The sequence below is a fragment of the Amycolatopsis sp. GM8 genome, from assembly GCF_021653975.1.
Taxonomy (GTDB): Bacteria; Actinomycetota; Actinomycetes; order Mycobacteriales; family Pseudonocardiaceae; genus Amycolatopsis_E.
This window is the reverse complement of record NZ_JAJKFK010000010.1, coordinates 170,568-197,201: the sequence shown is the minus strand read 5'-3', so window position 1 is coordinate 197,201 and position 26,634 is coordinate 170,568. Positions and strand designations below refer to the sequence as shown.

Annotated in this window: 27 protein-coding genes and 1 pseudogene; 11 read left to right on the top strand and 17 right to left on the bottom strand. The window is 70.7% G+C overall.

What is annotated here, in order from left to right:
• Positions 1-29 precede the first annotated feature (29 nt).
• Positions 30-977 carry an NADP-dependent oxidoreductase gene (locus LOZ83_RS35350; protein WP_236796215.1) on the top strand — a complete coding sequence of 316 codons (948 nt, stop codon included), beginning with the start codon at positions 30-32 and terminating at the stop codon, positions 975-977.
• A 13-nt stretch (positions 978-990) separates the two neighbouring features.
• Here LOZ83_RS35350 and LOZ83_RS35345 read toward each other — a convergent pair whose 3' ends face one another.
• From LOZ83_RS35345 to LOZ83_RS35330, 4 genes are all read right to left on the bottom strand, one after another.
• A complete protein-coding gene (locus tag LOZ83_RS35345; RefSeq protein WP_236796214.1) occupies positions 991-2,190 on the bottom strand; it encodes an RNA polymerase sigma factor in 1,200 nt (399 codons plus the stop codon).
• Entirely contained in the window at positions 2,187-2,555 is a 369-nt protein-coding gene (locus tag LOZ83_RS35340; protein WP_236796213.1) for a YciI family protein, read from the bottom strand. The genes LOZ83_RS35345 and LOZ83_RS35340 overlap by 4 nt, the downstream gene beginning before the upstream one ends.
• A gap of 96 nt (positions 2,556-2,651) precedes the next feature.
• On the bottom strand, positions 2,652-3,497 hold the full coding sequence (locus LOZ83_RS35335; RefSeq protein ID WP_236796212.1) for a universal stress protein: 846 nt from the start codon (positions 3,495-3,497) through the stop codon (positions 2,652-2,654).
• 107 nt (positions 3,498-3,604) lie between these two features.
• Positions 3,605-4,399, bottom strand: coding sequence for a helix-turn-helix domain-containing protein (locus LOZ83_RS35330; RefSeq protein ID WP_236796278.1), 795 nt, complete (start codon positions 4,397-4,399; stop codon positions 3,605-3,607).
• 170 nt (positions 4,400-4,569) lie between these two features.
• Here LOZ83_RS35330 and LOZ83_RS35325 point away from each other — a divergent pair, with 170 nt between their 5' ends.
• The gene (locus LOZ83_RS35325; protein ID WP_236796211.1) at positions 4,570-4,764 is read left to right on the top strand and encodes a hypothetical protein; all 195 of its coding nucleotides are present in this window, start codon (positions 4,570-4,572) and stop codon (positions 4,762-4,764) included.
• 44 nt (positions 4,765-4,808) lie between these two features.
• On the opposite strand, the gene LOZ83_RS35320 is transcribed toward LOZ83_RS35325, so the two are convergent.
• Entirely contained in the window at positions 4,809-5,633 is an 825-nt protein-coding gene (locus tag LOZ83_RS35320) for a hypothetical protein (protein ID WP_308190374.1), read from the bottom strand.
• A 268-nt stretch (positions 5,634-5,901) separates the two neighbouring features.
• Here LOZ83_RS35320 and LOZ83_RS35315 point away from each other — a divergent pair, with 268 nt between their 5' ends.
• The 3 genes from LOZ83_RS35315 to LOZ83_RS35305 are packed head-to-tail and all read left to right on the top strand — an operon-like array spanning position 5,902 to position 8,427.
• On the top strand, positions 5,902-6,447 hold the full coding sequence (locus tag LOZ83_RS35315) for a YbaB/EbfC family nucleoid-associated protein (RefSeq protein WP_236796210.1): 546 nt from the start codon (positions 5,902-5,904) through the stop codon (positions 6,445-6,447).
• A gap of 10 nt (positions 6,448-6,457) precedes the next feature.
• Positions 6,458-6,790, top strand: a complete 333-nt coding sequence (locus LOZ83_RS35310; protein WP_236796209.1) for a hypothetical protein — start codon at positions 6,458-6,460, stop codon at positions 6,788-6,790.
• Positions 6,787-8,427, top strand: coding sequence for a hypothetical protein (locus tag LOZ83_RS35305; RefSeq protein WP_236796208.1), 1,641 nt, complete (start codon positions 6,787-6,789; stop codon positions 8,425-8,427). Before LOZ83_RS35310 ends, LOZ83_RS35305 begins: the two co-directional genes overlap by 4 nt.
• 52 nt (positions 8,428-8,479) lie before the next feature.
• Here LOZ83_RS35305 and LOZ83_RS35300 read toward each other — a convergent pair whose 3' ends face one another.
• Entirely contained in the window at positions 8,480-10,186 is a 1,707-nt protein-coding gene (locus LOZ83_RS35300) for an MFS transporter (RefSeq protein ID WP_236796207.1), read from the bottom strand.
• A 143-nt stretch (positions 10,187-10,329) separates the two neighbouring features.
• Here LOZ83_RS35300 and LOZ83_RS35295 point away from each other — a divergent pair, with 143 nt between their 5' ends.
• Positions 10,330-10,980, top strand: a complete 651-nt coding sequence (locus tag LOZ83_RS35295; protein ID WP_236796206.1) for a class I SAM-dependent methyltransferase — start codon at positions 10,330-10,332, stop codon at positions 10,978-10,980.
• Positions 10,981-11,009: 29 nt separating this feature from the next.
• On the opposite strand, the gene LOZ83_RS35290 is transcribed toward LOZ83_RS35295, so the two are convergent.
• Positions 11,010-11,504, bottom strand: coding sequence for an emopamil-binding family protein (locus tag LOZ83_RS35290; RefSeq protein ID WP_236796205.1), 495 nt, complete (start codon positions 11,502-11,504; stop codon positions 11,010-11,012).
• 24 nt (positions 11,505-11,528) lie between these two features.
• Between LOZ83_RS35290 and LOZ83_RS35285 the strand changes: the two genes are divergently transcribed.
• Entirely contained in the window at positions 11,529-12,332 is an 804-nt protein-coding gene (locus tag LOZ83_RS35285) for a DUF1295 domain-containing protein (protein ID WP_236796204.1), read from the top strand.
• Here LOZ83_RS35285 and LOZ83_RS35280 read toward each other — a convergent pair.
• The 3 genes from LOZ83_RS35280 to LOZ83_RS35270 all read right to left on the bottom strand — a co-directional run bounded on the left by LOZ83_RS35280 (position 12,317) and on the right by LOZ83_RS35270 (position 16,091).
• Positions 12,317-13,882, bottom strand: coding sequence for an amidohydrolase (locus tag LOZ83_RS35280; RefSeq protein WP_236796203.1), 1,566 nt, complete (start codon positions 13,880-13,882; stop codon positions 12,317-12,319). The genes LOZ83_RS35285 and LOZ83_RS35280 overlap by 16 nt on opposite strands.
• Positions 13,879-15,228, bottom strand: coding sequence for a M14 family zinc carboxypeptidase (locus LOZ83_RS35275; protein WP_236796202.1), 1,350 nt, complete (start codon positions 15,226-15,228; stop codon positions 13,879-13,881). Before LOZ83_RS35275 ends, LOZ83_RS35280 begins: the two co-directional genes overlap by 4 nt.
• Positions 15,229-15,362: 134 nt before the next feature.
• On the bottom strand, positions 15,363-16,091 hold the full coding sequence (locus LOZ83_RS35270; RefSeq protein WP_236796201.1) for a TetR family transcriptional regulator: 729 nt from the start codon (positions 16,089-16,091) through the stop codon (positions 15,363-15,365).
• 86 nt (positions 16,092-16,177) lie between these two features.
• On the opposite strand from LOZ83_RS35270, the gene LOZ83_RS35265 reads away from it, so the two are divergent.
• A complete protein-coding gene (locus LOZ83_RS35265) occupies positions 16,178-16,597 on the top strand; it encodes a hypothetical protein (RefSeq protein ID WP_236796200.1) in 420 nt (139 codons plus the stop codon).
• Positions 16,598-16,689: 92 nt separating this feature from the next.
• Here the strand turns inward: LOZ83_RS35265 and LOZ83_RS40195 are convergent, their stop codons facing one another.
• The gene (locus LOZ83_RS40195) at positions 16,690-16,821 is read right to left on the bottom strand and encodes a hypothetical protein (RefSeq protein ID WP_255826621.1); all 132 of its coding nucleotides are present in this window, start codon (positions 16,819-16,821) and stop codon (positions 16,690-16,692) included.
• An 89-nt stretch (positions 16,822-16,910) separates the two neighbouring features.
• On the opposite strand from LOZ83_RS40195, the gene LOZ83_RS35260 reads away from it, so the two are divergent.
• The gene (locus LOZ83_RS35260; protein ID WP_236796199.1) at positions 16,911-17,786 is read left to right on the top strand and encodes an NAD-dependent protein deacetylase; all 876 of its coding nucleotides are present in this window, start codon (positions 16,911-16,913) and stop codon (positions 17,784-17,786) included.
• Positions 17,787-18,115: 329 nt separating this feature from the next.
• Here LOZ83_RS35260 and LOZ83_RS35255 read toward each other — a convergent pair whose 3' ends face one another.
• The gene (locus LOZ83_RS35255; protein WP_236796198.1) at positions 18,116-18,736 is read right to left on the bottom strand and encodes a TetR/AcrR family transcriptional regulator; all 621 of its coding nucleotides are present in this window, start codon (positions 18,734-18,736) and stop codon (positions 18,116-18,118) included.
• Between the two features lie 88 nt (positions 18,737-18,824).
• Between LOZ83_RS35255 and LOZ83_RS40950 the strand changes: the two are divergent.
• Positions 18,825-19,262: pseudogene (locus LOZ83_RS40950) on the top strand (DUF4436 family protein); the annotation flags it as partial.
• Here the strand turns inward: LOZ83_RS40950 and LOZ83_RS40945 are convergent.
• Positions 19,187-19,384: a DUF4436 family protein gene (locus LOZ83_RS40945; RefSeq protein WP_374202760.1), complete on the bottom strand. Its 198-nt coding sequence runs from the start codon at positions 19,382-19,384 to the stop codon at positions 19,187-19,189. The pseudogene LOZ83_RS40950 and the gene LOZ83_RS40945 sit on opposite strands and share 76 nt — an antisense overlap.
• Between LOZ83_RS40945 and LOZ83_RS40940 the strand changes: the two genes are divergently transcribed.
• Positions 19,308-19,541 carry a DUF4436 family protein gene (locus LOZ83_RS40940; RefSeq protein WP_374202759.1) on the top strand — a complete coding sequence of 78 codons (234 nt, stop codon included), beginning with the start codon at positions 19,308-19,310 and terminating at the stop codon, positions 19,539-19,541. The two genes, LOZ83_RS40945 and LOZ83_RS40940, sit on opposite strands and share 77 nt — an antisense overlap.
• Here the strand turns inward: LOZ83_RS40940 and LOZ83_RS35245 are convergent.
• The 4 genes from LOZ83_RS35245 to LOZ83_RS35230 are packed head-to-tail and all read right to left on the bottom strand — an operon-like array spanning position 19,538 to position 26,576.
• The gene (locus LOZ83_RS35245; RefSeq protein ID WP_236796196.1) at positions 19,538-20,554 is read right to left on the bottom strand and encodes a DUF2235 domain-containing protein; all 1,017 of its coding nucleotides are present in this window, start codon (positions 20,552-20,554) and stop codon (positions 19,538-19,540) included. The two genes, LOZ83_RS40940 and LOZ83_RS35245, sit on opposite strands and share 4 nt — an antisense overlap.
• Before the next feature lie 29 nt (positions 20,555-20,583).
• A complete protein-coding gene (locus LOZ83_RS35240; RefSeq protein WP_236796195.1) occupies positions 20,584-21,594 on the bottom strand; it encodes a zinc-binding dehydrogenase in 1,011 nt (336 codons plus the stop codon).
• Positions 21,595-21,604: 10 nt separating this feature from the next.
• Positions 21,605-22,144: an Imm5 family immunity protein gene (locus LOZ83_RS35235; protein ID WP_236796194.1), complete on the bottom strand. Its 540-nt coding sequence runs from the start codon at positions 22,142-22,144 to the stop codon at positions 21,605-21,607.
• Positions 22,137-26,576 (bottom strand): RHS repeat-associated core domain-containing protein, encoded by a 4,440-nt coding sequence (locus LOZ83_RS35230; protein WP_236796193.1) that lies wholly within the window; start codon positions 26,574-26,576, stop codon positions 22,137-22,139. Before LOZ83_RS35230 ends, LOZ83_RS35235 begins: the two co-directional genes overlap by 8 nt.
• Positions 26,577-26,634 lie beyond the last annotated feature (58 nt).

The following is a 26,634-nucleotide window of genomic DNA, read 5'->3' as shown; positions in this document are numbered from 1 at the left end:
CGGACGGGGTGCTTCGTTACGGTCGGCGCATGAGATCAGTTCAGTTCGCCGAGTACGGCCCGGCCACCGTTGTCCACGTCGCCGAGGTGGCGGCGCCGCACGCCGGTCCGGGCGAGATCCGCGTCGCGGTCCGGGCCTCCGGGGTCGCGCCCGGCGAGGTCCGGATCCGCTCCGGGGCGATGCGTGCGGTCGTGCCGGTGGAGTTCCCCTTCAGGACCGGATTCGACGCCGCCGGCGTCGTGGACGAGATCGGCGGCGGCGTCACCGGCGTGGGCATAGGCGACGAGGTGTTCGGCATGGCCGCCACCGCCATCCGCGGCACCAACGCCGATTTCGCGATCCTCACCGCCTGGGCGCCCAAACCGGCCGCGTGGACCTGGACGGAGGCGGGCGGCGCCGCCGGCAGCGCCGAGACCGCCACGCGGGTCTTGGACCGGCTCGCGGCCGGCAGCGGGCACACCGTGCTCATCCAGGGTGCGGCCGGCGCCGTGGGCACGGTCGCCGTCCAGCTCGCGGTCGCCCGCGGCGCCACCGTCATCGGCACCGCAAGCGAGCACAACCACGATTTCCTGCGTTCCCTCGGCGCGGAACCGACGACGTACGGGGCGGGGCTGGCCGAACGGGTCCGCGCGCTCGCACCGGCAGGAGTGGACGCGGTTTTCGACTGCGCCGGCGGGTCACTGCCCGACCTGGTCGCCATCGCCGGGGATCCGGCGCGCGTGGTGACGATCGCCGACGTCGGCGCGGCGTCCCACGGCGTACACCTGTCGCACGGAGCCCCGTCCGACGGCGAAGGCTCGGCCGTGGGACACGCCGACCCGGTGGCGGTGCACGGCCTCACGATCGCGGTCACCCTCGCGGGCGAGGGCCGGCTACGAGTGCCGGTCGCGGCCGAGTTCCCGCTCGCCGAGGCCGCGGCGGCGCACGAGCTGAGCGAGACCCGTCACGCGCGCGGAAAAATCGTGCTGGTGAACTGATTGGCGCGGGAGCTCACAGGTTCCGCAGCCGGCCTTCCAGGTACCGCCGCTCCGGGATGCTCGCCGTCCCTCGCGCGGCGCGCTCGTAGTACTCGCGGGCCTTTTCGGTGTCGCCGGCCATCGCGAGCAGATGCGCCCGCGTCGCGTCGAGACGGTGGTGCCTGGCCAGGCCGACCGTGTCGAGGACGGCCAGCCCGGCGCGCGGTCCGTCGACCATCGCGACCGCGACCGCCCGGTTCAGCGTCACCATCGGGTTCGGCGCGATGCGCTCCAGAATCCGGTACAGCACCAGGATTTGCGCCCAGTCGGTGGCCGCCATCGACGGTGCTTCCGCGTGCACGGCGGCGATCGCCGCCTGCACCTGGTACGGCCCGAGCGCCGAGCGTGCCAGCGAGTCCGAGACGAGCGCGACGCCCTCCGCGATCGACGCGGTGTCCCACCGGCCGCGATCCTGTTCGGCCAGCGGGATCAACGCGCCGCCGGCGCCGGTGCGCGCCGGGCGCCGCGCGTCGGTCAGCAGCATCAACGCCAGCAGGCCCGCGACCTCCCCTTCCCCGGGCAACTGCGCGTGCACCGCGCGGACCAGCCGGATCGCTTCGCTCGTCAGGTCGTTGCGCTGCAGGTCCGGGCCCGAGCTGGCCGTGTAACCCTCGTTGAAGATCAGGTACAGCACGTGCAGCACCACCCGAAGCCGGTCGGCGACCTCCGGTGGCGGCGGCATCCGGAACCGGGCCCCGGCCGCTTTGATCCGCTGTTTCGCGCGGCTGATCCGTTGCGCCATCGTCGCCTCCGGGACGAGGAACGCCCGCGCGATCTCCGCCGTCGTCAGCCCGCCGACCGCGCGCAGGGTGAGCGCGATCTGCGAAGCCGGGGACAGTTCGGGGTGGCAGCACAGGAAAAGCAGCGTGAGCGTGTCGTCCTCGTCCGGTGGTTGCTCGCCGGGCACGGGCATCGCCGCGACGGTTTCCTCGCGCCGCCGCCGTGCCTCGTCGCTGCGGGTTAGGTCGACGAGCCGGCGGGACGCGACGGTGACCAGCCAGCCGCGCGGGTTCCCCGGCACCCCCTCCGACGGCCATTGCACCGTCGCGGCGAGCAGGGCCTCCTGTACGGCGTCCTCGCACGCGTCGAACCGGCCGTACCGGCGGATGAGCGCACCGAGGACCTGCGGCGCGCACTCGCGCAGCAGGTCCTCGACGCGGGCCGCTGCGGTCACATCTCCATGCCGGCCGAGAACATCACCGGCCGCACCTCGACGCCCCACCCGTCGATCGACGCGTCCGGGATCAGCGCCGCCAGCGCACAGGCGCGGTCCTTGTTTTCCACGTCGACGAGGTAGTAGCCGCCGAGGTACTCCTTGGTCTCCAGGTACGGCCCGTCGGTCACGACCGGCACGCCGCCGCGCACCCGGACGACCGCGCTCTCCGACGGGTCGCCGAGCGCCTCGGTGCTGATCAGCTCGCCGGACTCGCGGATGGTTTCGATGAACGTGCCGTGCCCGTCCATCACCGCCTGGCGCTCGGCTTCGGTCAGCGACTCCCAGCTCGCCGGGTTCATGTGCATGATGAGCAGGTACTTCACGGTGGTCACTCCTTCGCTCGCGGTGCCTTTCGCGTACTGGTCGGAGCACCAGGCACGTTCTCGACATCCTCTCGCGAAGAAATTCCTACCGGACGATCAGCTCCCCGGCCGGACGACGAGCACGGGGCATTCCGCGTGCTGCACCAACGCGTGGCCGACCGAGCCGAGGGCGAGGTCCGGGAAGCCGCCACGGCCGCGGTGGCCGACGACGACGAGTTGCGCGTGCCGGCTCCATTCGAGCAGCAGCTGCCGCGGCCGGTCACGCACGGCGACCCGCTTCACCGGGACCTCGGGGTACTTCTCCTGCCACGGCGCGAGGCTTTCGACCAGCACGCGGCGTTCGGCTCCGGCGATCTCCTCCCAGCCGAGGTAACCGCGTGCCGACTCGTCGAATTCGCTGTCGCTCCAGGCATGCACGGCCATCAGCGCGACCCCGCGGTCCGCGGCCTCCTCGAACGCGACGGCCATCACCGCTTCCGACAGCGGACCGCCGTCGAGGCCCGCGACCACCGGCCCGTCCCCGTGCCCCCGCACCACCGCGACCGGGCACCGGGCGTACGCCGCGAGCTTCGCGGGCAGCGAACCGGTCGGCACGCCGGGCACGGCGCCCTGTCCGGTCGCGCCTAGCACCAGCATCGCCGCCGTGCTGGACTCGGCCAGCAGTGCCTCGGCCGGCGACTGCTCGCGGATCGCTTTCGTCACCACGATTCCCGGCGCCGCGGTGGCCGCTTCGGCCAGCAGCTTCCGGCCCTCGACATGCAGGTAAGCGACCACCCGCGCGAGACCGGGCACGCGTGCCGCGGGCGTCGCGACCGCGTGCACGAGCCGCAGCGGCGCGCGCTGCCGCGCAGCCTCGTCCGCCGCCCAGCGCACAGCCCCCATCGCCGCCGCGGATCCGTCCACTCCTACCACGATCGGGCCGCCGCCCAGTGCCTCCGACATGCTCCGCTGCCCTTCCACCACCCCACCCCGACGGTAGGGGCGGCGCGGCGGCCCCGCCGCAGGCGTTCGGCCCCGATCCACGAGGACTTTCGGCCCTGCGCCGATCGTCAGTGCGAATGCGCCGCCCGCCATTCCCGCGCCGAAACGCCATAGGCAGCCCGGAACCGGCGGCTGAAATGGGTCGGATCGGTGAACCCCCACTGCCGCGCCACCTCGGCGACCGGCCGCCCCGGGCCACCCTGCGCGAGCTCCGCCCTGGCCCCCTCCAGGCGCTCGCCGATGATCCACTGTTCCAGGCTGAAACCGGCGTCGGCACAGAGTTTGTACAGGTGTCGCACGGAAATGTTGTGCGCCTTGGCGATCGTCGCCGGGCGCAGCGCCGGGTCGGCCAGATGGGCCCGGACGTAACCGCGGACCCGCGCCAGGAGCGGACCGGCGAGGGCGTCGGGCCGGCCCGCCGACACCAGCAGCGCCCGCGCCAGCTCGACCGTCGCGGCGCCCACGCTCGCGCCCACCGGGACGAGCGCGTCCGGATCACGGGTCACCTCGGCCACATGCCGGGCCACCAGGCGATACAGCGGGCTCGTCCGCAGCGCGGCACCGGCCCGCCGCGCCACCTCCACCGGCAAACCCAGGCTGGACAGCGGGATCTGGACGCACCGCGCGGCGCCGTGCCCGATCCAGGAAAAGTCGTGGGACGACGCCAGTTCCGTCATCAGGAGCGCGCCGGAGGGCTGCGCCACGGTACCCGCCTCCGGCACGGCCAGCGCGACGATGGGCTCGTGCGGGGCCTGCTTCACCGTGTGCGGCAAGCGGATTCCGGCGGACCAGGTGCGGAACACGGTGACCTCGCCCAGCTGCCACAGGTCCATCCCGACGTCGAGCACACCGCGTTCGACCATCACCGCCACGAGGCTCACAGTACCGGCGACGTCCGATGTGGACAGTTGTCGAGCAGCACGCGTTAGCCGCCATCCGTTCACCACTGAACCCGCCCCGGACACGGAGCGCGTAACACGCGCGGCCCCACACCGATAACTCGGGCATACCCAACAGCCCGAGGTGATGCGTCATGCACGTCGACTCCGGCGCCGCGCCCACGCGGTACCGCTGGTGGTGGCTGCTGTGCGCGCTGATCTTCACGGTCACCGCCGGCATGCAGGTCTACCTCGCGGTCAGCATGACCGCGTGGTGGGCGTGGACGGTGGCGTCCCTGCTGGCCGCCATCGCGCTCGCCTGCGTGGTCGCCGCCTACCGGGCACGCTGAACGCCCACGCGGGCGGAACCCGCGTGGGCGCTTCGGGGAGTGGATCAGCAGTGGACGAGCAGGCCCGTCAGCGCGTTGCAGGTGGCGCTCGCCGTGTCGTTGGCGGCCTGGGGATCCGTCGGGGTGCTCGCCTGCCGGGTCACGGTCGTGGTGAGCTGGCCCAGGGTGAGCAGCCCGGTGTTCGCCGAGAAGCTGACCGTGCGGCTGGTGCCAGAGGGCAGCGCGGCGATGTCACAGGTGACCTGGCGGGTCGTGCCGACACGGGCGCACGTCGCCGAACCGCCGTAGTTCAGTCCGGACGGGTAGGTCGCGGACAGCCGGACACCGGTCGCGTCACCGGGGCCGGTGTTGGTCGCGGTGATCGTGTAGGTGATCTGCGAGCCGCGCGCCGAGGCCTTCACCGCAACACCGATGTCCGCGGTGCGCGGCGTGCCCGTGATCGTGAGGTCCGGACCGCCGAGCGTGTCGAACGCGTAGTTGTCGCCGGCGAACTGGGTTTGCAGGGTGACGGTGCCGGGGTCGACGTCCGCCTTGGCGCGCAGGGTGAACGTCACCGTCCGGCTCTCGCCGGCGGGCAAATCACCGACCGGGGCACGGAAACTGCTGCCGTAGACGAAGCAGTCGCTCGTCGTTCCGGTGCAGGACACCAGATCCGCGATGTCGGTGAGCGCCCGCGGCGTGCTGTAGAGCGCCGCCTTGGCGAACGTGACGGTGAAGTCCTGCGGGTTGTAGATCTGCTCGGTGACCGTGAAGGTCTCCCCCTGCGCGACCGACGCGGGACTGACCTCGGCCGAACTGAACGGCGGCGCCGCGGCCGCCGGTGCCACGGACAACGCCGTGGCGCCAGCCGCCACCAGGGTGAACATCATGAGTCTTCGGCGATTGCGTTTCATAACCCCTCACCGGTTGTGACCGTCGCGTTTGGACACGCGCTGACGACCATCAGTCGGCGGTCCGTACCGGGGTGTTACGAATGATCCGGTATGTCGTCGTCCACTTCGGACACCTGGTGGCCGGCCGCCCGGTTCGGCCACCCCGCCGCCGCGGTCACGCAGGGTATCGAGTCGCCGCCGCAAGCTGGCGTTCAACTGCAGGCCCCCGGAAGTTCAGCCGTCACTGGTCTACTACGCAGCGCTCATGTTCGTCCTGGCGGCAAGGGAAACATTGACTCAGTTCGCACCCCCCGGCGGCGATGGAGACCCGTTCGCCGCGTTCGACGCCGAGCTCCAGCAGATCAAGGCGAGGGCGGAGGAGGTGCAGGAGCGCCTCCGCACCGCGTCCGCCACTGTGCGGGCCCCGGACGGCGCCGTCACCGTGACCGTCAACGCGAGCGGTGTCCTGCAGGAGATCCACTTCACGCCCGCCGCCTACCGCCGGCCGCCGGAAGCGCTTTCCGCGATGGTGATGAAGCTGATCGGCGAGGCGCAGCAGCGGGTCTCCGCCGAGGTGTCCGGCGCCTTCGGCGATCTCGTCGGCCCGGACTCCCAGGCGATGGAGATACTACGGGAGTTCGTGCCCGAAAGTGACGAGGAAGATGACCAGGAGGGCACACCTGCGCCTCCCCCGCCACCGCCGCCGCCCCCGCCACCGTCTCAGCCGCGGCAGCAGGCCCCGCAGCCGCCCCGCCGCCCCACGCGCCCCGCGCCGGTGGACGACGAGGACGAGGACAACAACCCCTGGTAGGAGAGAAACGGTGGCCGGAGACGCGTACAAGGTCGATCCCGCGGAACTGCACAAGTTCGGCGAGTACCTGACGAACACCACCGCGCCCGCGGTCAAGAAATCCTCGGACGCCGTGCACGCCGCCAACGGTGGCGACATCAACGCGTTCGGCATCTTCCTCGCGCAGATCCTCGCCATCCCCGCGCGGATCGCGCTGGCCGCGGTCGGTGACAACGTCACCAAGGCGTCCCAGGACATCACGGACGTCGCCAGCACGACCGTCAAGGCCGCGGATGCCTACAAGAACCAGGACGACGCCGCGCTGGCCGGACTGGGCGACTTCGCTAAGGAGCTGGGGCAGTGACCGTTGTAGAACCGATCACCTCGTCGAACTCGACGAGCGGCGCCGGGGTCATCGACAGCTGGCACCAGGTGGCGATCTCGGCCGACGAGATCAAGAACGCGCACGGCGCCGACGCGGCCGCGATCGGGGTCGAGCTGGGTATCAACGTGGCCAGCGCGGTGCTGGACACCGTCGCGTTCGCGCTGGACCCGCTCGCCAAACTGATCGCCGCGGGACTGGGCTGGCTGATCGAGCACATCTCGTTCCTCAAGAAACCGCTCGACTGGGTCGCCGGGGACCCGGCGGGGGTGAACAAGCTCGCCGAGGAGCTGCACACGATCGCCGAGGACCTCCGCAATGCCGGGAAGGACCTGGATTCCGCGCTGACGGCCCAGATCACCCAGTGGCAGGGCTCCGGCTACGACAGCTTCAAGACCCGGATGGAAGGGCACAAGGCCCAGGTCGACGAGGCCGGCCACTCGGTCGACATCGCCGGGTACGTGGTCAAGACCACCGGCGCGCTCGTCGCCGCGGTGCGCACGCTGGTCCGCGACATGATCACGACGGTGCTCGGCGACATCATCGCCACCATGCTGGTCGCGCTGGCGACGGCGATCATCACGTTCGGCGCCTCGATCGTGGTCGGGGTGACCAAATGCGTCATCACGGCGACCGTCCAGGTGGCCGCGATGATGGCGAAACTGGCGAAGGTGATCTCGTTCGGCGGCCGCGTGGCCAAGCGGCTGGCGGACCTGGCGAAGACCGGCAAGGGTGCCACGCCGCGGCCGGGCAGCGCGCACGAGATGACCCCGGTGCCGCACACCGGCGGTGGCACGCCGCACGAGACCCCGCCGGCCACGCCGCACGACACCCCGAACACCCCCCACGACGAAACGCCACCGGCCAGCCCGCACGACGAAACACCACCCGCGACTCCGCACGACGAGACACCTCCGGCCAGTCCCCACGACGAGACACCGCCGGCCGGCCAGCACGAGGACGACCCGTTCGACACGTGGCTCGCGGCGGACAACCACTTCAACCCGCCGCACGAGACGCCACCGGCCACGCCGCACGACACCCCGAACACTCCCCACGACGAGACACCGCCGGCGAGCCCGCACGACGAAACACCGCCAGCCAGTCCCCACGACGAGACTCCTCCGGCCAGCCCCCACGACGAGACACCGCCGGCGCACGACGAGACCACGCCGTCCGGGAACACGCCGCACGAGGAGACCCCGCCGCCGGCGAACACCAACGTGCCCGATCCGGCGTCCGCCTTGAAGCCGCAGGAAATCGCGGTGCTGAAGAAGCACGAGAACTGGCTGAAGGGCAACTTCAAGGACAGCTGGGCGAAGGTCAAGTACGTCGACGACAAGCTCAAGGCCTGGTCGAAGAAGGCCGCGGAGGACGCGGCGGCCGGCCGTCCGGTCAACCCGGCCCAGCTGAAGGCCTACGAGATCCTCAAGACCATGTCGGACGCCAAGAGCACCAAGAACTGGGCCGGCTGGGTCGGCAAGGACATCGTGCAGGTGGACCGGCAGATGACCGACATCCAGATGCAGGCCGAGGCGGCCTGGAACTCCTCGGACGAGAAGTGGCGCGCGGAGCACCCCGATCCCGCCGCCCAGGGTCAGCAACCGCCCCCCGCCTGAGGGCTACACAACGGAGAACGCCGCCCCGGCAGCCGGGGCGGCGTTTCCCGTTTCAGGAGGCTTTTCCTTGTGACAGCACGGGAGTCTCCAGCTCCGCCACATAGCGGCTGCCGCGGAAAGCGCTTGCTCCGGCGGCGATCAGGCAGGCGGCGATGGCGAACCCGAACGCGATGTGCAGGCCCGAGTCGAACGGTCCCGCGATGAGCTCCGGGAAGAACGAGTGCCCGGTCAGCGCCGCCGCGTCCGCGGGCGGCAGCTGCGAGATCACGTTGTCCCCCAACAGATGTTCCATCGGGTTGTAGCCGAGGAACGCGGCGAACAGCACCGACACCGGCGGGCTGCCCGCCACCTGCGCGGTCGCCGCGGCGGGCACGTGGTGCGCGGAGAGGCCGGCGGTCAGCGCCGAGGGCAGGGTCGCGGCGAGCCCGGCGATCATCAGCGAGAAGAAGATCCCGATCGAGAACACCTGCGCCGAGTTCTGGAAGGTCGAGTTCATCCCGCCACCGGCGCCGCGGTCGCCCGCCGGCAGGCTGTTCATCACCGCTGCCCGGTTCGGCGACGCGAAACAGCCCATCGCGAGCCCGTTCAGCAGCAGGATCGCCGCGAACGCCGGATACGAGAAGTCGATCGGCAGCAACTCCAGCAGGACGAACGTGAGCGCCGCGCCGAGCATCCCGGAGGTGGCGAACGGCCGCGCCCCGAACCGGTCGGACAGGTAGCCCGAAACCGGCCCCGCGGCAAGGAAACCGATCGTCAGCGGCAGCATGTAGATGCCCGCCCACAGCGGGGTCTCCTCGAAGCTGTAGCCGTGCAACGGCAGCCAGATCCCCTGCAGCCAGATGATCAGCATGAACATCAGCCCGCCGCGGCCGAGCGCGGACAGGAACGTGGACAGCGTGCCGAACGTGAACGCGCGGATCTTGAACAGCGGCAGGCGGAACATCGGGAACCGCACCCGGGTCTCGATGATCCCGAAGGCGATCAGCAGCGCGACCCCGACCGCGAGGCTGCCCATGACGAGCGGGCTCGTCCAGCCCATCGTGTGCCCGCCGTAGGGCTGGATGCCGCTGGTGATGCCGACCATCACCAGGATCAGCCCGACCGCGAACGTGATGTTGCCCAGCCAGTCGATCGGCTCACCGGAGCGGCGTGAGACGTCGCGCAGCCGCCGGTAGGCCCAGACCGCGCCGAACACCCCGCACGGCACGGAGATCAGGAACACCAGCCGCCAGCTGATCGGGGCGAGCAGCCCGCCCAGGACGAGCCCGATGAACGTGCCGCTGATCCCGGCGACGTTGTTGATGCCCAGCGCCAGCCCGCGCTGGCCGGCCGGGAACGCGTCGGTGAGGATCGCGCCGGCGTTGCCGACCAGGAACGCGCCGCCGACCCCCTGCACGATCCGCCACACCAAGAGCCAGATCGCGCCGGGGTGCCCGGTCATCCAGTCGATGGTGAGCAGGAGCGAGGCGAAGGTGTAGATGACGAACCCGAGGTTGTACATCTTGACCCGGCCGAACAGGTCACCGAGCCGCCCGACGCTGACCACCAGCACACTGCTGGTCACGAGGTAGCCGAGGATCATCCAGAGCAGGTAGAAGCTGTTCTCCGGCAACAGCGGGTCGAGGTGGATGCCACGGAAGATGTCCGGCATCGCGATCAGCATGATCGACGAGTCGATCGTGGCGAGCAGCACGCCGATCGTCGTATTGGTCAGTGCCACCCATTTGTACCGATCCCCACGCACGTCCGCCGCGGCCACGCGCCCTCAACTCCTTAGCGTCAGCAAGTATCCACCGACACCGATTCCAGCCGATCGCACCACGTGAAGGCAAGCTCACTACGGTGGTGGAACAGCGCAAATCCGCCGCAGCGCACAATTTCCGCGGTCACGAAGGGCGCAATATGGCCGAACAGGACGAAGACCTCGCGGCGGCGCAGCGCCGGCACTGGCAGCGCACCTACGACGAGCACCCCGGTATGTACGGCGCGGAGCCGTCCGCGCCCGCCGTGTACGCCGCCGGGGTCTTCGCCGGCGCGAAAACGGTGCTGGAGCTGGGCGCCGGGCACGGCCGGGACGCACTGTTCTTCGCCCGCCGCGGCTTCGTCGTGCACGCCACGGACTTCAGCGCGACCGGTCTCGCCCAACTGCGGAAGGCGGCCGCAGGGGACGAGCGGGTGCACACGCACGAGCACGACGTGCGCGATCCGTTGCCGCTGCCCGATTCCTCCGTCGACGGGGTGTTCGCACACATGCTGTTGTGTATGGCGTTGACCACACCGCAGATCCACACCGCCGTCGCCGAGGTCCGGCGTGTGCTCGTGCCCGGCGGCACCTTCGTCTACACCGTGCGGCACACCGGCGACGCGCACTACGGCGCCGGTGTCGCCCACGGCGACGACATCTTCGAGCACGGTGGCTTCGCCGTGCACTTCTTCTCTCGCGAGCTGGTCGACGCACTCGCCGAAGGCTGGCGGCTGCGCGAAGTGCATCCGTTCAGCGAAGGCGACCTGCCGCGCCGGCTGTGGCGGATCACGATGAGTACCGGCACTTAGCGGGCTGCCGGGGTGGGGCTTCCGCCGCGTCAGAACCGGCGGGTGAAGGGCGCCGGCTTGCGCATGCGCACCAGTAGCAGGAGCGGCACCAGCACGTACGGCAGGTTGAACGCGAGGAACTTCGCCGGGTTCGGGGTGCGCCACTGCGGCTCGCCGAAGAACTCGACGCCGAACACGACGATCCCGGTGAGCGTGACGATCATCGTCGCGTAGATGACCGCCGGCAGCTGGATCCACTCTCGTCCGGTGACCAGCGCGTACACGAGCACCAGGTAGAACGGCATGTACCCGAACGCGGACAGCCCGGTGATGATCCGCATCCACGACGGCGGGTCCATGAACAGCGGATCGGTGTCGTGGGCGTACCAGTAGTTGGAGTTGACGAAGAAGTTCCCGGACGCGTGCGAGAAGTCCACCCCCACCGTCGGCAGCAGGTCGCTGATCAGCGACGTGACGGTGAACGCCGTGAACACGATCGCGAAGAAGATGTCGATCCCGCGCCGGCGCAGCGGCAGAGTGGTCATGGACGAACATCGTAAAGTGACCATGTGCTCCTGCTCTGCGTGTACATCTTCGGCGGCGTGGTGCTCGGCACCTGGCTGCTCTCGCTCGCGACGAGGGAATACTCCTGGGTCGACCGGATCTGGTCGCTCGTGCCGATCGCCTACGTCGCCGTGTTCGCGGCGGGCGCGGGGTTCGCCGACGCCCGCCTCGACGTGCTGTTCGCGCTCGTCACATTGTGGGGCGCCCGGCTCACCTTCAACTACGCGCGCAAGGGCGGGTACGCGCCCGGCGGCGAGGACTACCGCTGGGGTGTGCTGCGGGCCCGGCTGAAGCCATGGCAGTTCCAGCTGTTCAACTTCTTCTTCATCTCGCTGTACCAGAACATCATCCTGCTGCTGATCGCGCTCCCCGCCTACACGGCGCTGCGACACCGCTCGCCGTTCGGCGCGTGGGACGCGGTGCTGGCCGTGCTGTTCCTGGCTTTCCTGGCCGGTGAGACGATCGCCGACCAGCAGCAGTGGACCTTCCAGCGGCGCAAGCGCGCGGAGCTCGACGCGGGCCGCGAACCCGCCGCGCGGTTCGTGCGGACCGGGCTGTTCCGCTATTCGCGGCACCCGAACTTCTTCTTCGAGCAGCTGCAGTGGTGGGTGGTGTTCGGATTCGGCGCGGCGGCCGCCGGTTCGCCGTGGCAGTGGACGGTGGCCGGGGCAGTGCTGCTGACGCTGCTGTTCCTCGGTTCGACCCGGTTCACCGAGAGCATCAGCGTGCACCGGTACCCGGAGTACGCCGAGTACCAGCGCCACACCTCCGCGCTCGTGCCCTGGCGGCCCGGTCACAGCGCGCCGTAGACCACCTCGCCGCCGAGCAGCGTCGCGCGCACCCCGGTACCGGCCAGCTCCGGCACCGGCACGTCGAGCGGATTCCGTTCCAGGACAACGAGATCCGCGAGCTTGCCGGCTTCGACGGTGCCGGACAGGTGTTCGCGGCGGCAGGCGCGGGCGGCGCCGATCGTCGCCGCGGAAAGCGCTTCCCCGACGGTCAGCTTCTCGCCGGGACCGACGGGCCGCCCGGTGTTGGACCGACGTTCGACCATGAACTGGATGGCCCGCAGCGGCGCTCCCCCGGTGACGGGACGGTCCGAACTGGACGCGACCGGGATCCCGGCGTCGAGGAACGCGCGCCCGCGGTAGAGCCAGCCCGCGCGCTCCGGGCCGAGCACGCCGGAGTAGTCGTCGCCGTTGTCCCACAGGAACTCCGGCTGGATCACGGCGGTGAGGCCGAGCCGCGCCAAGGGTTCGAGCTGATCGGGCCGGACCACGCCGCAGTGCTCGATGCGGTGCCGGGCGTCCGAGCGGGGCTTGCGGGCCTGTGCCTCGGCGATCGCGCCGAGTGCGATGTCCAGTGCGCGGTCGCCGATCGCGTGCACGGCGAGCTGCCAGCCCGCGAGGTGCCCGTCGATGATGATCTGCCGCAGGACCGCCGGATCCTCCTGCAGCTGCCCGGCGCTATCGCTGTCCACATAGGACTCGGTCAGCGCGGCGGTGCGGGCCATGATGCCGCCGTCGAGCCACACTTTGAGCGCCCCGATGCTCAGCGTCTCGTCGCCGAACCCGGTGCGCAGTCCGAGATCGATGCCACGGGTGATGCCGTCGCCGGGATGTCCGGCGAGATCGCGCAGCCCGTCGGACGCGACCATCAGCTGGGTCCGCACCGGCAGCCGCCCGGCCTCCCGCGCCGCCTGGTACGCCGCGACCTCGACCGGCGGCGTGGCGATCAGCCCGCCGCCGATCCCGGCCTCGGCACAGGTCGTGATGCCCTGTGCCAGGCAGGTGCGCCCGGCGCGCTCGATCGCGTCGACGAGTTCGCTCACCCGGTACGGCAACCTCGCCTCGCGCACGGCGGTGTGGGCGCGTTCGAGCAGCAGCCCGTTGTCGTGGTCGGCGTCCAGGCCGTCGAGGATCGCACTGTTCACCACGCCCGCGTGCCCGGAGGTGTGCTGCAGCCACAGCTTCCGCCCGTCCGCGACCGCGTCCAGCTCGGTGGTGGTCAGATGCCCGCCGATGGCGCGCTGGTCGTAGCCGGTCACCTCCACCCAGTCGCCCGGGCTCGCCGCGGCGCACGCCCGGCGCAGCACTGCGAGCACCTCGGCGCGCTCGCGCAGGCCGGTCAGGTCGGTGCCGCCCTGGCTCATACCCGACCACACCAGGTGCGTGTGCGCGTCGACGAACCCGGGCAGCACGGTCGCGCCGCCGAGGCGGATCGTGCGCCGCGCCGCCATCCCGTCCAGCTCGTCGTCGACGCCGGCGAGACGGCCCTGCCAGATGCCCACCCGGGTGGCCCGCGGCCGCGCCGGGTTCATCGTGAGCACGGTCGCGTCCTCGATCAGGAGGTCGATCATGCCGTTAAGGCTATCGTCGTCGCGGTCGACAGGATCGCGCCGAGCTGGACCCCGACCAGCTTGGCCAGCGGGATCGCCTGCGGCATATCGGCTTCCGCGAGCCAGCCGGCGTAGACCTCGCCGAGCCGGCCGTGCCCGGCGCGGATGGCCGGGGTCCCGTTGCCGATGGCGAGCTCCCCCGCCAGCGCCCGCAGCAGCATCCCGCCGAACCGGATCCGGGCGGACTGGAGGCTCGACGTGGACCGGAACCGCTCGGCGACGACCGCGGGCCGGTCGGCGTCGGGCAGGGCGGCACGGGCGAGATCGGACCCCGCCGCATCCTCCAGGTACGGCACGAAAGCCTCGGTGGCGCGCAGGAACGGCGAGCGCGCGGTGAGGTCCGCGCGCACGCAGTCGAGGATCCCGGAAAGCGTTTTCGCGGTCTCCTCCATGCGCTTGCCCCGCTCGGCGAGCAGGGCCGCGTACGACATCCCGATCGGGGTGTGGTCATCGGCGTCGCCGTCCGCCCAGTACGGGACTTCCGTTGCCAGGTAAGCGGTTCCGTATCGGGCCGCGTAGGCCCCGCTGGACGCCCCGGCGGTGCGCCGCGCCGGGTCGATGCCCAGCGCCAGCATGAAGTCGCACTCCTGCTCGGCGGTGAAGTTCCGGAACACAGCGGGCGCGATCTGCTCGATGAACGCGGCCTCGCCCTCGCCGGTCTGCAGCGGGAGCCCGAGGCCCGCCGGGAGCGCGGCGAGCTGGCGGTTGAGCACGTCACTGGTGTGGCTCAGGTAGTAGAACACGCCGCCGTACTCTCCATTGTGGAGTGAGCACAGCAGCGCCGGGCGGGTCTCGTCGATCAGCCGCATCAGCGCGATCGTCTCCGGCATCACCCGGTCGAAGAAGAATCCCTTGTACGAGAACGGAAAACTCCACTCGACCTGCTCGTCCGGCGCGGGCCGGTAGAACGAGCGGCCGTAGGACTCCAGGGTCATCGCCCGGGTGAACCACGGCTCGTTGAGCCGGGTGCCGTCGGGATCGATGCACGGCACGATCTGCCAGGTACAGCCCAGCTCGTCGCGCAAGCCGGGGTCCGCCAGCAGGACTCGCGCCAGCTCGACCGAGGTCAGGCCGCCGATCGGCTCGTTCGGGTGCACGGCCGCGACCACCACCACCTGCTTCGGTCCACCGTGGACGGTCAGGCACCACAGCGGCTCCCCGAGCCGGGAGGTGCCGATCCGGCGTACCGCGGCCGTCTCGGGGTGCTCGTGCGCGAGCTCTTCGATCCGTGCGCGCAGCTCGTCCACCCCGGCGAACCGGCCGGGATCCGCGACCCTGGCCGCGAGCCGGGAAATACGTGCGAACAACCGATCTTCCTCCTCGGGAAAGCAGGCGGCGCACCGCGTCCGAACGGGCGAGGTCTCAAGAAAGAAGTCGTCTCGCAGCCTATCGCCTGCCCGCTGAACGCGGGCCAGTAAGTGCTAGCGGCACTCAGTGCCAGTCAGTGCTCCGGCCGTAACGCCACCGAAATCTGCTGAACGACCTCCGCCATCGACGCCGTGGACGCCATCACCGCGACCACGGTCCGCTCGTTTTCCTTGCCCGGCGCGGAGAACGCGTCGACGACGAGCTGGAACGCCTCGGTGGCGTCGGCCTGGATGTCGTGCTTGCCGCCGCCGCGCAGCCACCGCCGCAGCACGTGGTTGTTCGCCGCCGCGATCGCGGCCGCGGCGACGGACGCCCGCAGCCCGGCCGCCGGGTCGCCGGCCGCCTCGAACCGCTCCCGCAGATAGCTCGCGAACACACGCTGGTAGCGGTCGACGGTGGCGACCTCGCGATCCCGCAGTGACGGCACGGTTCTGGTGAGGGCGAAGCGTTTCACCGACACGTCGGGGTCGGCGACGTAGTAGTCGAGCACGAGGCGCACCGCCGTGCACGCGACGCTCACCGGGTCCTGTGCCGGCGCCGCGGAGGCGAGCGAGCGCTCGATGTCGCCGAGCACCTCCTCGTGGTCGGGGAAGATCGCGTCCTCCTTCGACCGGAAGTACCGGAAGAAGGTGCGCCGCCCGACGCCCGCGGCGGCGGCGATCTCGTCGACCGTGGTGGCGTCGTACCCGTTGTCTCCGAACAGGTCGATGGCCGCGACGGTGAGGGCGTGACGGAGCCTGCGGCGCCCGGCCGTGGTGCGGCCGGCACGGGGACGCGGCGCTTGCCGGGACTCGACGGACATGCCCTCGAAGCTAGCAGGCGCGGTTGCTAAAGGCACTCAGTGCCGTTAGGATCGGGACAGGCATCAAGGACGCGGCCGGAGGGACGATGATGACCATTCAGCGGGAGGCCGGGACCGGTGCGCTGGACTACCGGCGCGTCTTCGGCTGGCCGGTGCGCTGGGAGAACGGGGCGCTCACCCTGGTCACCGGCTCGGGCATCGGCGCGATCGCGATTCCCCGGTCGATCTCGGAGCGGGTGCTGGCGAGCGTGGCGCGGCAGGGCTGCGCGGGGCCGGCCGTCTCCATCCCGACCAAGCACGGCGCGGTGGTGATCCTGCTGGTCGAGGCCGACGTGCTCGCCCCGGGGGCGCTGCCCCCGGGCGTGCGGGTGCTCACGGCCGGCACCGCGATCCCACTGCCGGACGAACGCGTCCCGCACCAGCTGACCCACTGGATCGTCCCGCCCGACACGCACAACCGCTGGCTGCCGAGCCTGACCGCCGTGCTCGCCTGCATCCGCCCCTGACACTCCGGCGCTCCCGTCCGATGTGGACGGTCGTGGGGCGCGTTCGACCGAGCGCACGGCAGCTTCCGCGCACCCGGAGTCCCGGCCGAGGCTCAGCCGACGGCGACGATCTCCGCCGGGCTCGTGTCCTGTTGTTCGGGCTCCGGCTCCGCCTGAGCGGTCGCCCGTACGCTCGCCACCACCGCGTCGAAGACCGGCGTCGGCTCCTGCTCCCCACCTGCCATGGCGGAATTGTCACCCCAACCGCGGCATACCGCACGGCGAAGGAGTTTCACCCCGGATCGCACCGCGTACCGGCCCGTAAGCTGGCAGCGTGCGGACGAAACCGACCCTGACCTGGACGCCGACCGGCGAACCAGCACCGCGCACGACCGATCTGGACGAGGTCGTGCGCGCCGTGGCCGAGGGCGGTGTCGTGGTCCTGAGCGGCGCGGGCCTGTCCACCGAATCCGGCATCCCGGACTATCGCGGCGCCGAGGGCAGCCTGCGGCGGCACACGCCGATGACGTACCAGGAGTTCGTCACCAGCGAGGAGGGCCGGCAGCGGTACTGGGCGCGCAGCCACCTCGGCTGGCGGACGATCGCGCGGGCGCGGCCGAACTCCGGGCACCAGGCGGTGGCGACGCTGGCGGCGCGGGGGTTCGTGTCGGGGGTCATCACGCAGAACGTCGACGGGCTGCACCAGTCCGCGGGCACCGGTGCGGTGATCGAGCTGCACGGCAGCCTGGACCGGGTGGTGTGCCTGGGCTGCCGCCGCATCAGCGCTCGCGAGGTGCTCGACCGCCGGTTGCGAGCGGCGAACCCGTCGTTCGCCGCGGCCGCGACCCGGATCAACCCGGACGGCGACGTCGAGCTGGCCGACGACGTCGTGCGGGAGTTCCAGCTCGTGTCGTGCACCGCGTGCGAGTCGGGCGTGTTGAAGCCGGACGTGGTGTTCTTCGGCGAGAACGTGCCGCGGGAGCGGGTCGAGGAGTGCTACCGGCTCGTCGACGACGCCCGGGCGCTGCTGGTGCTGGGCTCGTCGTTGACGGTCATGTCCGGCCTGCGCTTCGTCCGCCACGCGGCGAAGTCCGGCACCCCGGTGCTGATCATCAACCAGGGCGTCACCCGCGGCGACACGCATGCCCGGGTGCTGGTGGATCTCCCGCTGGGACAGGCATTGACGAAGCTGACGGAGCGGCTGGCCTGACGCCTCGTCGGGCCGACGAGGTGCCCGCCATGGAGCGAGGCTGGCGCGATCTCGAGGACCGGGTCGGGCTGCGCGGCCGCAAGTTCTACGGCGTCGTTCGGGAGCCGGACTATCTCGTCGCGGCCGCCGTCCGCGAGGACGATCCCGCCGACCGGTTCGGTCTCGAGACCGGCACGCTCGCCGGTGGCGCGTACCTGTGCAAGCGCCTTACGGGCGAACCGCCCGGGGTGTACGAGCGGATCGGGCCCGAGGTCCGGCGGCCGCCGACGCCGACGAAAGCCGGCACCTGGTCGAGTTCTACCACCGCGAGATCGGGCTCTGGCTGCCGGTCACCCCGTCGCGCGGGTGAAGGTCTCGACCAGTTCACTCGCGTAGGCGTCGAGGTCCAGCGACGGGTCCGCGGCGAACGCCTCGGCCGCGCCGTCGATCGCGTGCACGATCGTGCGGGCCATCACCTCCGGGGCGAACTTCCCGAACGCGCGCTCGCGTTGCCCCTGTCGCAGCAGCCGCTCGATCTGGCCGGCCTGGAGGTCCTTCAGCATCGGCCCGGCGACGGACCAGCCGTCCGGATCGTCCGCGTTCGCCGCCACCTCGCGCAGCACCTTCACGCATTCCGGGCAGTCACGCAGGAACGCGACCTCGGTCTCGATCTGCGCGCGCAGCATCTCCCCGCGGTCGGCGGTGCCGCCCGCGCGCTCCTGGAGGAACTTCTCCTTCATGCCCAGCACGGTCGTCACGACCGCCTGCATCAGCCCGGCCTTGGTGCCGAAGTGGTAGCCGATGATCCGGGTGCTGGACAGGCCCGCCCGTTCCTTGATCCGGGCGAACGTCGTCCTGCGGTAGCCCAGCTCGGCGATCGCCGCGATGGTGACCGAGATGAGCTGCGCCCGCCGCGCCGCCTCGGTGACGCTCAGGCCCAGCTCGGGCTGGAGGTCCACTTGTACTTGCATGAGTAGATAATAACTCGGCTGAGTAACTCAGGCAACGCCAATAAGCTCGGGAAGCGCGCCGAGGCCCGATCCCGCACAATCGATCTTCGTGATCTCAAGGGCCGTCGCGGCCGGTATCGCGGGCGTGGTGATCGCCGTCGGGCTGGGGCTCTGGCTGCACTCGGTGGACCGGACCACAGGCGAGTCCTGGCATTCCATCGGGGCCGGCAGCCCGGATCGGGTCGACGTGTACGCGACGGTCCAGCGGGTGGACGCCGCCGCGCGCGAGGTCGTGCTCCGCGTGCTCGTGATCCCGCGCGGGCGGCTCGGCGAGGACGACGGGAGCGCGCCGGCCGGCGAGTTGCGGCTGCTGACCTCGTCGAGCCTGCGCGGCGACCAGCTGCTCCCCGCGCATCAGCGCATCGCCGGCAGCGACCTGCCGGTCCCGCTGTCCGGCGGCCCGGTCACCGACTATCCCTTCGACGGGTACCGCACCCACGTCGAGTTCGCCGCGCTGTACAACGGAGAACCGGTGCCGGTGTTGCTCACGCTCGTTGCGACCGCGATTGCCAGCGCCCGCAAGGTCATCATCATGAACAGAGCGAAGACGAGCACGGCGGTGGAGCGGGTGAGGTGGAGGTCGAGCCCGCTGTCGCCGCCGGGCGCCACGCCGACCGCGAAGAGGCTGTCCAGCTTGTCCACACCGGGTTCGCCGCCGCTCGGGTCGCTCCTGGACTACACCGCGTTCCTGTGGGCCGAGGTGGTCATCGCGCTGACGGTGGTCGTCGCGGTGCTCACCGGTGCCGTCGTCGAACGGCGCCGCTAGCGGTACTGCGGTTCGCCCCGCAGGTACGCGAGCAGGTTTTGCGGCGCGTACGAATGGTCGCGTTCGGTGCGCTCGACCGTCTTGAACGACACGTACTCGTGGCCGGAGTCGGTGACCCCGAGCGTGCGCACGAACGGTTTCAGCAGCTTGTAGTACGACGTCCGCGAATTGTGCACGGCGCGCAGCGCGGCGTCGGCATCGAGCTGCGGCAACGTACCCGGCTCGAACACCAGCCCGCAGCGGCGAGCCTGCTCCATCATCCACAGCAACGTGATCTCCGACAGCGTCGGATCCGGCACCCCGCCACCGACGTCACCATGACAGCCCGCGAACCAGACCTGTTCGCGTTCCTGCTCCGGCGCGTCGTCGGGTTGCCAGATCGCGGGTACGAACGGCCCGCGCTGCTCGTCGATCGCCAGCGCCTGGAACGCCGACGCCACGATCTTGGTCAGCTTCGTGTCGTGGAACTGCCATTGCCGGTTGATCAGGCCGACCAGCGGCAGCCCGCTCACCGGAATCCCCAGCGCGCCAACGGTGTCCCAGACCCCGATGAAGCGGATCGGCGTCACGTCTTCGACCGCGTAGTCCTTGCGGAACCGCGTCGCTTCGGCCTCCGTGGGGTGGGTGCTGGGATCGCGATCGCGGTAGAGGGTGTACGCCTCGTCGATCCGGCCGAGCTCCTCGCGCCGCAGCACGCCGCAGTTGCGGATGAACCCGACGGTGCTGCGCGCGGTGTACGCGCCGCGGCTGTACCCGAAGAGGAACAGCTCGTCGCCGGGTTCGTAGTGCTCGGCCACGAACCGGTACGCGTCACGCACGTTGTGGGACAGCCCGAACCCGAACGCACCACCGAGAAACCGGTCGTACCACTGGTTGCCGACGCCTTCGTGGTAGTTGACGAGCTGATCGTCGCGTTTCGCCAGCGCGTCGGAGATTCGCACGACATTGGTCGGGGCGGGTTGTTTCCGCGAGTTCCAGGTCCCGTCACAACAGATCACGATGCGCTTGGCCATCGCGCGAAGCTAGCAGGTTTTCCGCTGCGTCAGGGCGTTTTCCGGGGATCGACGTGGATCTTCGGCCCGCCCGCACCCGGCCGCTCGCCCGCGAGGACGGACGCGACCTCGTCGAGCCCGACGGTCGCGGCGACGAGCGGCCGTGGATCGACCGCGCCGCGCGCGTAGTGCTCGATCGCCCCGGCCAGCCCGGGCGACCCGCTGAGCACGCCGACGGCCGTCACGTCCTTGAGTGCCAGCGACCGGGTGTCGATCCGGCTCGGGCTGCCGGACAGTCCAATGTAGACAACCCGTTTGCCCGGTTCGACGAGTTCGACGGCCCTCGCGGGCAGCGCCGGGGCGTTCGACGCGTCGATCACGGCATCGAAAGGCAGCCACGGCAACGACTCCATGGTCCACGCGTACTCGAAACCGAGCGAGCGCACGAAATCCTGCGAGCCGGGCAGGCCCAGTACGTGCACCTCCGCCCCCGCGGCGCGGGCGAACATGGCCGCGAGCAGACCGATCGTGCCTGGTCCGAGCACGAGTAGCCGGTCACCGGGCCGCAGGTCCGCGCCACGCACGGCGCGCAACGCGTTGCCACCGGGCTCGACGAGCGCCCCGCTCGTGACGCCGACCGTGTCCGGCAGCTCGTGCAGCGCCGTGACCGGCACCGGCAGCTGTTCGGCGAGCGCACCCGGCCGGCCGCCGCGGATCCCGATCTCGGCGCGGAACTCGCAGACGTGCTGGTATCCGGTGCGGCAGCGGCGGCATTTCCCGCAGCCGAGCATCGTGTCGCCGATGACCCGTTTGCCGAGCCAGCCCGGGTCCACTCCGTCGCCGACGGCGCGCACCGTGCCGGTCCACTCGTGCCCGAGCCGCATGGGGAACTGCGCGTGGCCGTCGTGGAGGTACTGCATCTCGCCGGTGAAGAACTCGACGTCGGTGCCGCACACCCCGACCCGCTCGACGTCGACGACCACCTCGCCCGCCACCGCGACCGGCGGTTCGACCTCTTTCACGCCCGCTTCGCCGGGGGCGGTGACGACGAACGCGCGCATCGAGCGGGGATCAGCCGGCTTGTGCGGCGGGCACGGCCTCGAGCAGGTACCAGCGCCAGAAGGCGCGCCGCTTTTCGTTGTCGCCCACGCCTTCTTCCCAGACGGCGCCGCCCGCTTCGGCGATCGAGGCGTAGAAGCACGGCGACCATTCAGCCGGGTCGACCTCCAACTCGCCGTCGCCCTCGGGCACCTCGGTCACGTCGCCGACGGCGTCGCGGGCGACGGCCCAGCAGGCGTTGCCGGCGTAGATCGCGGCGAAGGCCTCGTCACCGCGGTCGAACGCGCTGTCCAGGTGCACCCGCAATTCGCCGAGCTCACGCGCCAGCCCCGAGCGGGCGGCCAGCGCGGCCTCCATCACCCGCACCGGCTGCTCGTCGCCGGTGAACATCGCCTCCCACACCGGGAAGACCCGGCGGGCGCACGATTCTTCCAGGCGCAGCAACGATTCCGCGTCCAGCTCGCGGCGCACGGCGATCCGGTCGGCGTAGCTCGGTTCCCCGTTCTCCGGCAGAGACTCCGCGAGACGGTCGAGAACGGCCGGGTCAATCAACTGTCATGCTCCCGTCTGGATGGAAGGTCCTGGTGATACCACCGGGTTCGGTCACGATCTGCGTCTGTTGCCGGTGCGCGGCGAGCGCCTTGAAGAAGTCCTGGCAGTCCGGGCACATCGGCAGGTTGATCCTAATGGGCGCACCGGGGTCCAGCACGGCTGCCTGACGCTCGGCGTGCGAGGCGAAGTACTTGCCGGGCACACCCTGGTCCATCGCGCCCGCGCGTTTCGCCGGGTGCCCGATCTCCTGTTGCAGGTCGAGCACGTCCTGCGGATCGGCGCGGGTGATGTTCGGCGGGTCGGGTTTCTTGCCCTGCCAGCCGCTCATCGTCTCCACCGCGTCCGTCTCGCCCTCGCATTTCTTGCGTTTCGCGAGGCCGAACGGGTCGATCCAGAACTGCGGGTTGGGCACGTAGCTGTGCGGGTTGAACCCGCCGCCGAGACCGAGCGGGTCCGCGCTGGCGTAACCGCCGGACGCCGGGTCGTAGTAGCGCGAATAGTTGTAGTGCAGCTGCGTTTCCGGGTCGAAGTACTGGCCGGGGAAGCGCAGCGGCGTGGACGTGGTCGCGTTGAGCGAGGCCAGCGCCTGGCCCCACAACGTCCGGTCGGCGTGCCAGGCGAGATTGCCCGCCTGGTCGACGAGTTCGGTCGGGGTGCCGACGAGATCGGTGATGATCGAGTAGAACTGCCGGTCGACCCAGTCCTGCGGCGCGTGCCGCGCGGACGTCCGCTCGGTCTGGCCGATCACGCGGAAGCTGTCGGGCTCCCAGTCCCAGGTCAGCGCGTTCCCGCCGAGGGTGACCTGTTCGGCGATGACGACCGCGTCCCAGTGGAAGTTGACCTGCTCGGCGACGCGGGTGCCGTCCGGGGTGAGCCGCTGCTTGGCGATCCGGCGGCCGAGCGGGTCGTACCGGTAGGCCCACCGGCTGCCGTCCGGGGTCACCACGGCGACGAGCCGGTCGTCGGCGTCCCAGGTGTAGTGCCAGGTGTCGGGTTTCGCCGACAGCCGCCGTTTCTGCCGCAGCACCACCCGGCCCTGGGCGTCGTGCTGGTAGTGCACGTTGCCCGCGCGCCGGACGAGCGTGCCGTCGAACTCTCGCGGCCCCTGCTCGGTGGCGTCGCCCGGGGCGCGGGCGGCGGCCAGCTGACCGGACGCGTCGTAGGTGTACTGCTCGGTCCAGCCGCTGCCGGTCACGGCGGTGACGCGCCCGGCTTCGTCGAGCTCGAACCGGCGGGCGCCCTGGATCCGGTCCTCGACGGCGTCGAGCAGGCCGTCCGCGCGGTAGTGGTAGCCGCGGCGCTGGATCAGCCGCGGCTGCCGGGTTCTGGCCACAGTGGACACTGTCTGCTCGGTCAGCCTGCTGTTCGCGTCCCAGGCCTGGGCGAGGATCGTGCCGGTGTCCAGGAGCCGCTCGATCTCGCGGCCGGAGGAGTCGTAGCCGAAGGTGACGGTGCGGCCCGCGGTTTCCAGCGCCACCGGGCGGCCCGCGCCGTCGTAGCGCCAGCGGCTCTCCGCCCCGGTCGGGGTGCGGCGGTACACGCGGCGGCCGAGCGTGTCGTACCCGGACGCGACGGTGTGCCCGTTGACGGTCTCGGCCAGCACACGGCCCAGCGCGTCGCGCTGGTAGACGAGTTCCGCGTCGGCGTTGCGCGCCCGCCGCAGGCGGCCGATCGGGTCGTACTCGAAGGTGGCGACCGATTCGCCGGAATACCGTTCGACGATGTTGCCCAGCGGGTCGCGGACGAACCTCGTGGTCTGGCCCGCCGCGTTGGTGCGCGCGACGAGCTGCCCCGCGGCGTCGTAGGCGTACCGCACGGTGCGGTCGTTGAAATCCGTTTCGGAGACGAGGTTTCCGGCCGCGTCGTAGTGGTAGCGCCAGACCCGGCCCTGCTGGTTGGTGACCGAGACCAGCCGCAGTTCGGTGTCGTAACCGAATTCGAGGCGGGACCCGTCGGGCGCGATCTCGTCGGCGGGCAGGTCGAAATGCGTGGTGCTGGTGGTGCTGACGCGGCCCAGCGGGTCGGTGTACTCGATCTGGTTGCCTTCGCCGTCGTGCCGCCAGCGGGCCGTCGTGCCGTCGGGAAGCGTGCGGGACAACAGGTTGCCCTCGATCGTCCAGGCCTGCCGGTGAGTGTGGCCCGCCGGATCGGTGAGCGCCACGATCCGGCCGAACTGGTCGCGTTCGTAACTGGTGGTGGCGCCGAGCGCGTCGACGGAAGCCAGCGGCAGTCCCGCCGCGTTGTTGCGCAGGCGGCGGACGGCGCCGGTCGCGTCGGTGACCGCGACGAGACCGCCGGTGCCGTCGTAGTCGTACCGCGTGGTCGCGCCGGCGGGATCGGTGACCGACGTGAGGTTGCCCTGCTCGTCATAGCTGTAGCGCCAGCCGGAACCGTCCGGCTCGACCACCGCGACCGGCAGCCCGAGTTCGTTGTATTCGGCCAGCGCCTGCGAGCCGTCGGGCCGGGTGATCGTGACGAGGTGGCCCTCGTCGTCGTAGGTGTGCCGGGTGGTGCGGCCGAGCGGGTCGGTGATCGCGAGCCGGTGGTCGAACCGGTCCCATTCCTGGGTGGTGACGGCGCCGAGCGGGTCGATCCGGCGGACGATCTGGTTGCGCTCGTTGAGGTGGTACTCGGTGGTCTCGCCGAGCGAGTTCGTGTACCGGGTGATCGGGTATTCCTCGTCGTAGTCCCAGGTTCCGGCGAGCGCGCCGCCCGAGCCCTCGGCCCGCACGCAGCGCCCGCGGTCGTCGAAGTGGTAGCGGTACCACTCGCCGTTGCTGTCCTGCCAGCGCGTGATGCGGCCCGCGAGGTCGTAGTCGAAGCGCATCGGCCGGTTCGAGGAGTTCACGATCTCGGTGAGATTGCCGGACTCGTCGTAGTGGTAGGCGATGAGATCGAGGTCGCCGCCCGGGCCGGCCATCGACAGCTTGGTGACCTGCCGGCCGGATGTCTCGACCTTGATCCGGTAGCCGCCGGAGTGCCGGATCTCGGTGGGCGCCAGGTTCGCGTCGTAGTCGAAGTCGATCCAGTGCCCGCTGCGGTTGACGATCGAACCCAGCGGGTGCACGTGCCCGTCGCCCGCCAGGAAGCTCAGCGTGCGCCCGTTCTCCGGCTGCCGGATGCGGAACTCACCGTCCACAAGGGACAGTTCCCAGCGGGGCCCGTCCACGGCGAACACCGGTTCCCCGCCCGGCGCCGGCATCGGGTAGATCAGCCGCACCCCGCCGTCGTCGGCGAAGTAGACGCCGTCGCCCTCGACCTCGATGCGCTGGTCCACAGTGGACGCCCAGGACCGGCCGAAGAACCGCCCGGCACGGTAGGACGAGAAATGTGTGCGCTTGACGATCAGCGGCAGCATGCCGGGCAGCTCGACGTCGAGCTGCGTGGTGAACATCTGCCCGGTGGCCAGGTCCACGGGGTCGCCCGAGCCCGGCAGGCATTCGCCTTCACGCGAGTCGGTCTTCGTGTCGTCGACGCTGTTCTTGACCGAACCGTCGGAACCGGCGGGGGTGCCGTCGCCGCTGTGCGTGCCCGACGGAGTGGTGCCGTCGGGCAGGTCCGGCGAATCCGGCGCGTCCGGGGTGTGCGGCGTGTCGGGCGCGTGCACGTCCGGCGAGTCGATGTGATGCGCCGCCGACGGGGTGGTGGCGCCGTCCGCGCGGCGGGCGAACTTCTTGCCCAGCTTGGAAAGCTTCTCGATGATCTCACCGAGCTTGTCGACGATCTTGCGGATCTTCGGCGTCACGTTGCCGATCGTCTTGATCAGCTTGCGCACCAGGTCCGAGACCTTCGAGATGGTGCTCGTGATCGCCGTCGTCGCCTGCGCCGCCACCAGCGGGGTCGCGAAGCCGAGCGTGCAGGCCTCTTCGAGCACCCACGAGATCAGCTTGCCGACCAGCTCGGCCACCAGGTCGCGCACGGTTTCCCGCACCATGGCGACGACCTGGCCCATCACCATCACGCCGGTGGAGATCCCGTCCGCGAGCGTCGAGGCCCCCGCGATCGCGTCCGTCTGTTCCGCGACGTGCTGGCGATACGCGTCGCCACCGCCGCCGGTCCAGCCCGCGGTGCCGGTCTTCGCTTCGTTCGCGAGGTCACCGGCGACCGCGTTGACCTCCTTCGCGACGTTCCCCCAGGTGTCGGCGTAGGACTGGATCACCGGCGGGTTCCCCGCGAGCCAGTCGAGCGCCTCCTTCAACGGCTGCACGTGCTCGATCAGCCACGACGCTCCGTACTGCGCCAGCGTGCCGATCGGATCCATCACCATCGACAGCGCTTCCATGCCCACGCCGAGCGCGCCCATACCGAACTCGACCCACGAACCGTCCTTGACACCGTTGGCCAGATCGCTCGCCGACTCCGCGATGCCGATCCCCGTGACAGCGGTGGTCTGCGACTGCGCCTGCGCGACCAGCGGATTCCCGTCCGCCATGATGACCCCCTCGACAGTCGAGGTTACGACGTAACCATGCGGGCATTTGGTTCCACAA

Excerpts from the sequence above, each read along its gene's own strand:
- LOZ83_RS35350 (WP_236796215.1), top strand. The coding sequence starts at position 30 with ATGAGATCAGTTCAGTTCGCCGAGTACGGCCCGGCCACCGTTGTCCAC.
- LOZ83_RS35335 (WP_236796212.1), bottom strand. The coding sequence starts at position 3,497 with ATGTCGGAGGCACTGGGCGGCGGCCCGATCGTGGTAGGAGTGGACGGA.
- LOZ83_RS35330 (WP_236796278.1), bottom strand. The coding sequence starts at position 4,399 with ATGGTCGAACGCGGTGTGCTCGACGTCGGGATGGACCTGTGGCAGCTG.
- LOZ83_RS35325 (WP_236796211.1), top strand. The coding sequence starts at position 4,570 with ATGCACGTCGACTCCGGCGCCGCGCCCACGCGGTACCGCTGGTGGTGG.
- LOZ83_RS35320 (WP_308190374.1), bottom strand. The coding sequence starts at position 5,633 with ATGATGTTCACCCTGGTGGCGGCTGGCGCCACGGCGTTGTCCGTGGCA.
- LOZ83_RS35315 (WP_236796210.1), top strand. The coding sequence starts at position 5,902 with ATGTTCGTCCTGGCGGCAAGGGAAACATTGACTCAGTTCGCACCCCCC.
- LOZ83_RS35295 (WP_236796206.1), top strand. The coding sequence starts at position 10,330 with ATGGCCGAACAGGACGAAGACCTCGCGGCGGCGCAGCGCCGGCACTGG.
- LOZ83_RS35290 (WP_236796205.1), bottom strand. The coding sequence starts at position 11,504 with ATGACCACTCTGCCGCTGCGCCGGCGCGGGATCGACATCTTCTTCGCG.
- LOZ83_RS35280 (WP_236796203.1), bottom strand. The coding sequence starts at position 13,882 with ATGATCGACCTCCTGATCGAGGACGCGACCGTGCTCACGATGAACCCG.
- LOZ83_RS35270 (WP_236796201.1), bottom strand. The coding sequence starts at position 16,091 with ATGTCCGTCGAGTCCCGGCAAGCGCCGCGTCCCCGTGCCGGCCGCACC.
- LOZ83_RS35265 (WP_236796200.1), top strand. The coding sequence starts at position 16,178 with ATGATGACCATTCAGCGGGAGGCCGGGACCGGTGCGCTGGACTACCGG.
- LOZ83_RS40195 (WP_255826621.1), bottom strand. The coding sequence starts at position 16,821 with ATGGCAGGTGGGGAGCAGGAGCCGACGCCGGTCTTCGACGCGGTGGTG.
- LOZ83_RS35255 (WP_236796198.1), bottom strand. The coding sequence starts at position 18,736 with ATGCAAGTACAAGTGGACCTCCAGCCCGAGCTGGGCCTGAGCGTCACC.
- LOZ83_RS40940 (WP_374202759.1), top strand. The coding sequence starts at position 19,308 with ATGAACAGAGCGAAGACGAGCACGGCGGTGGAGCGGGTGAGGTGGAGG.
- LOZ83_RS35245 (WP_236796196.1), bottom strand. The coding sequence starts at position 20,554 with ATGGCCAAGCGCATCGTGATCTGTTGTGACGGGACCTGGAACTCGCGG.
- LOZ83_RS35240 (WP_236796195.1), bottom strand. The coding sequence starts at position 21,594 with ATGCGCGCGTTCGTCGTCACCGCCCCCGGCGAAGCGGGCGTGAAAGAG.
- LOZ83_RS35230 (WP_236796193.1), bottom strand. The coding sequence starts at position 26,576 with ATGGCGGACGGGAATCCGCTGGTCGCGCAGGCGCAGTCGCAGACCACC.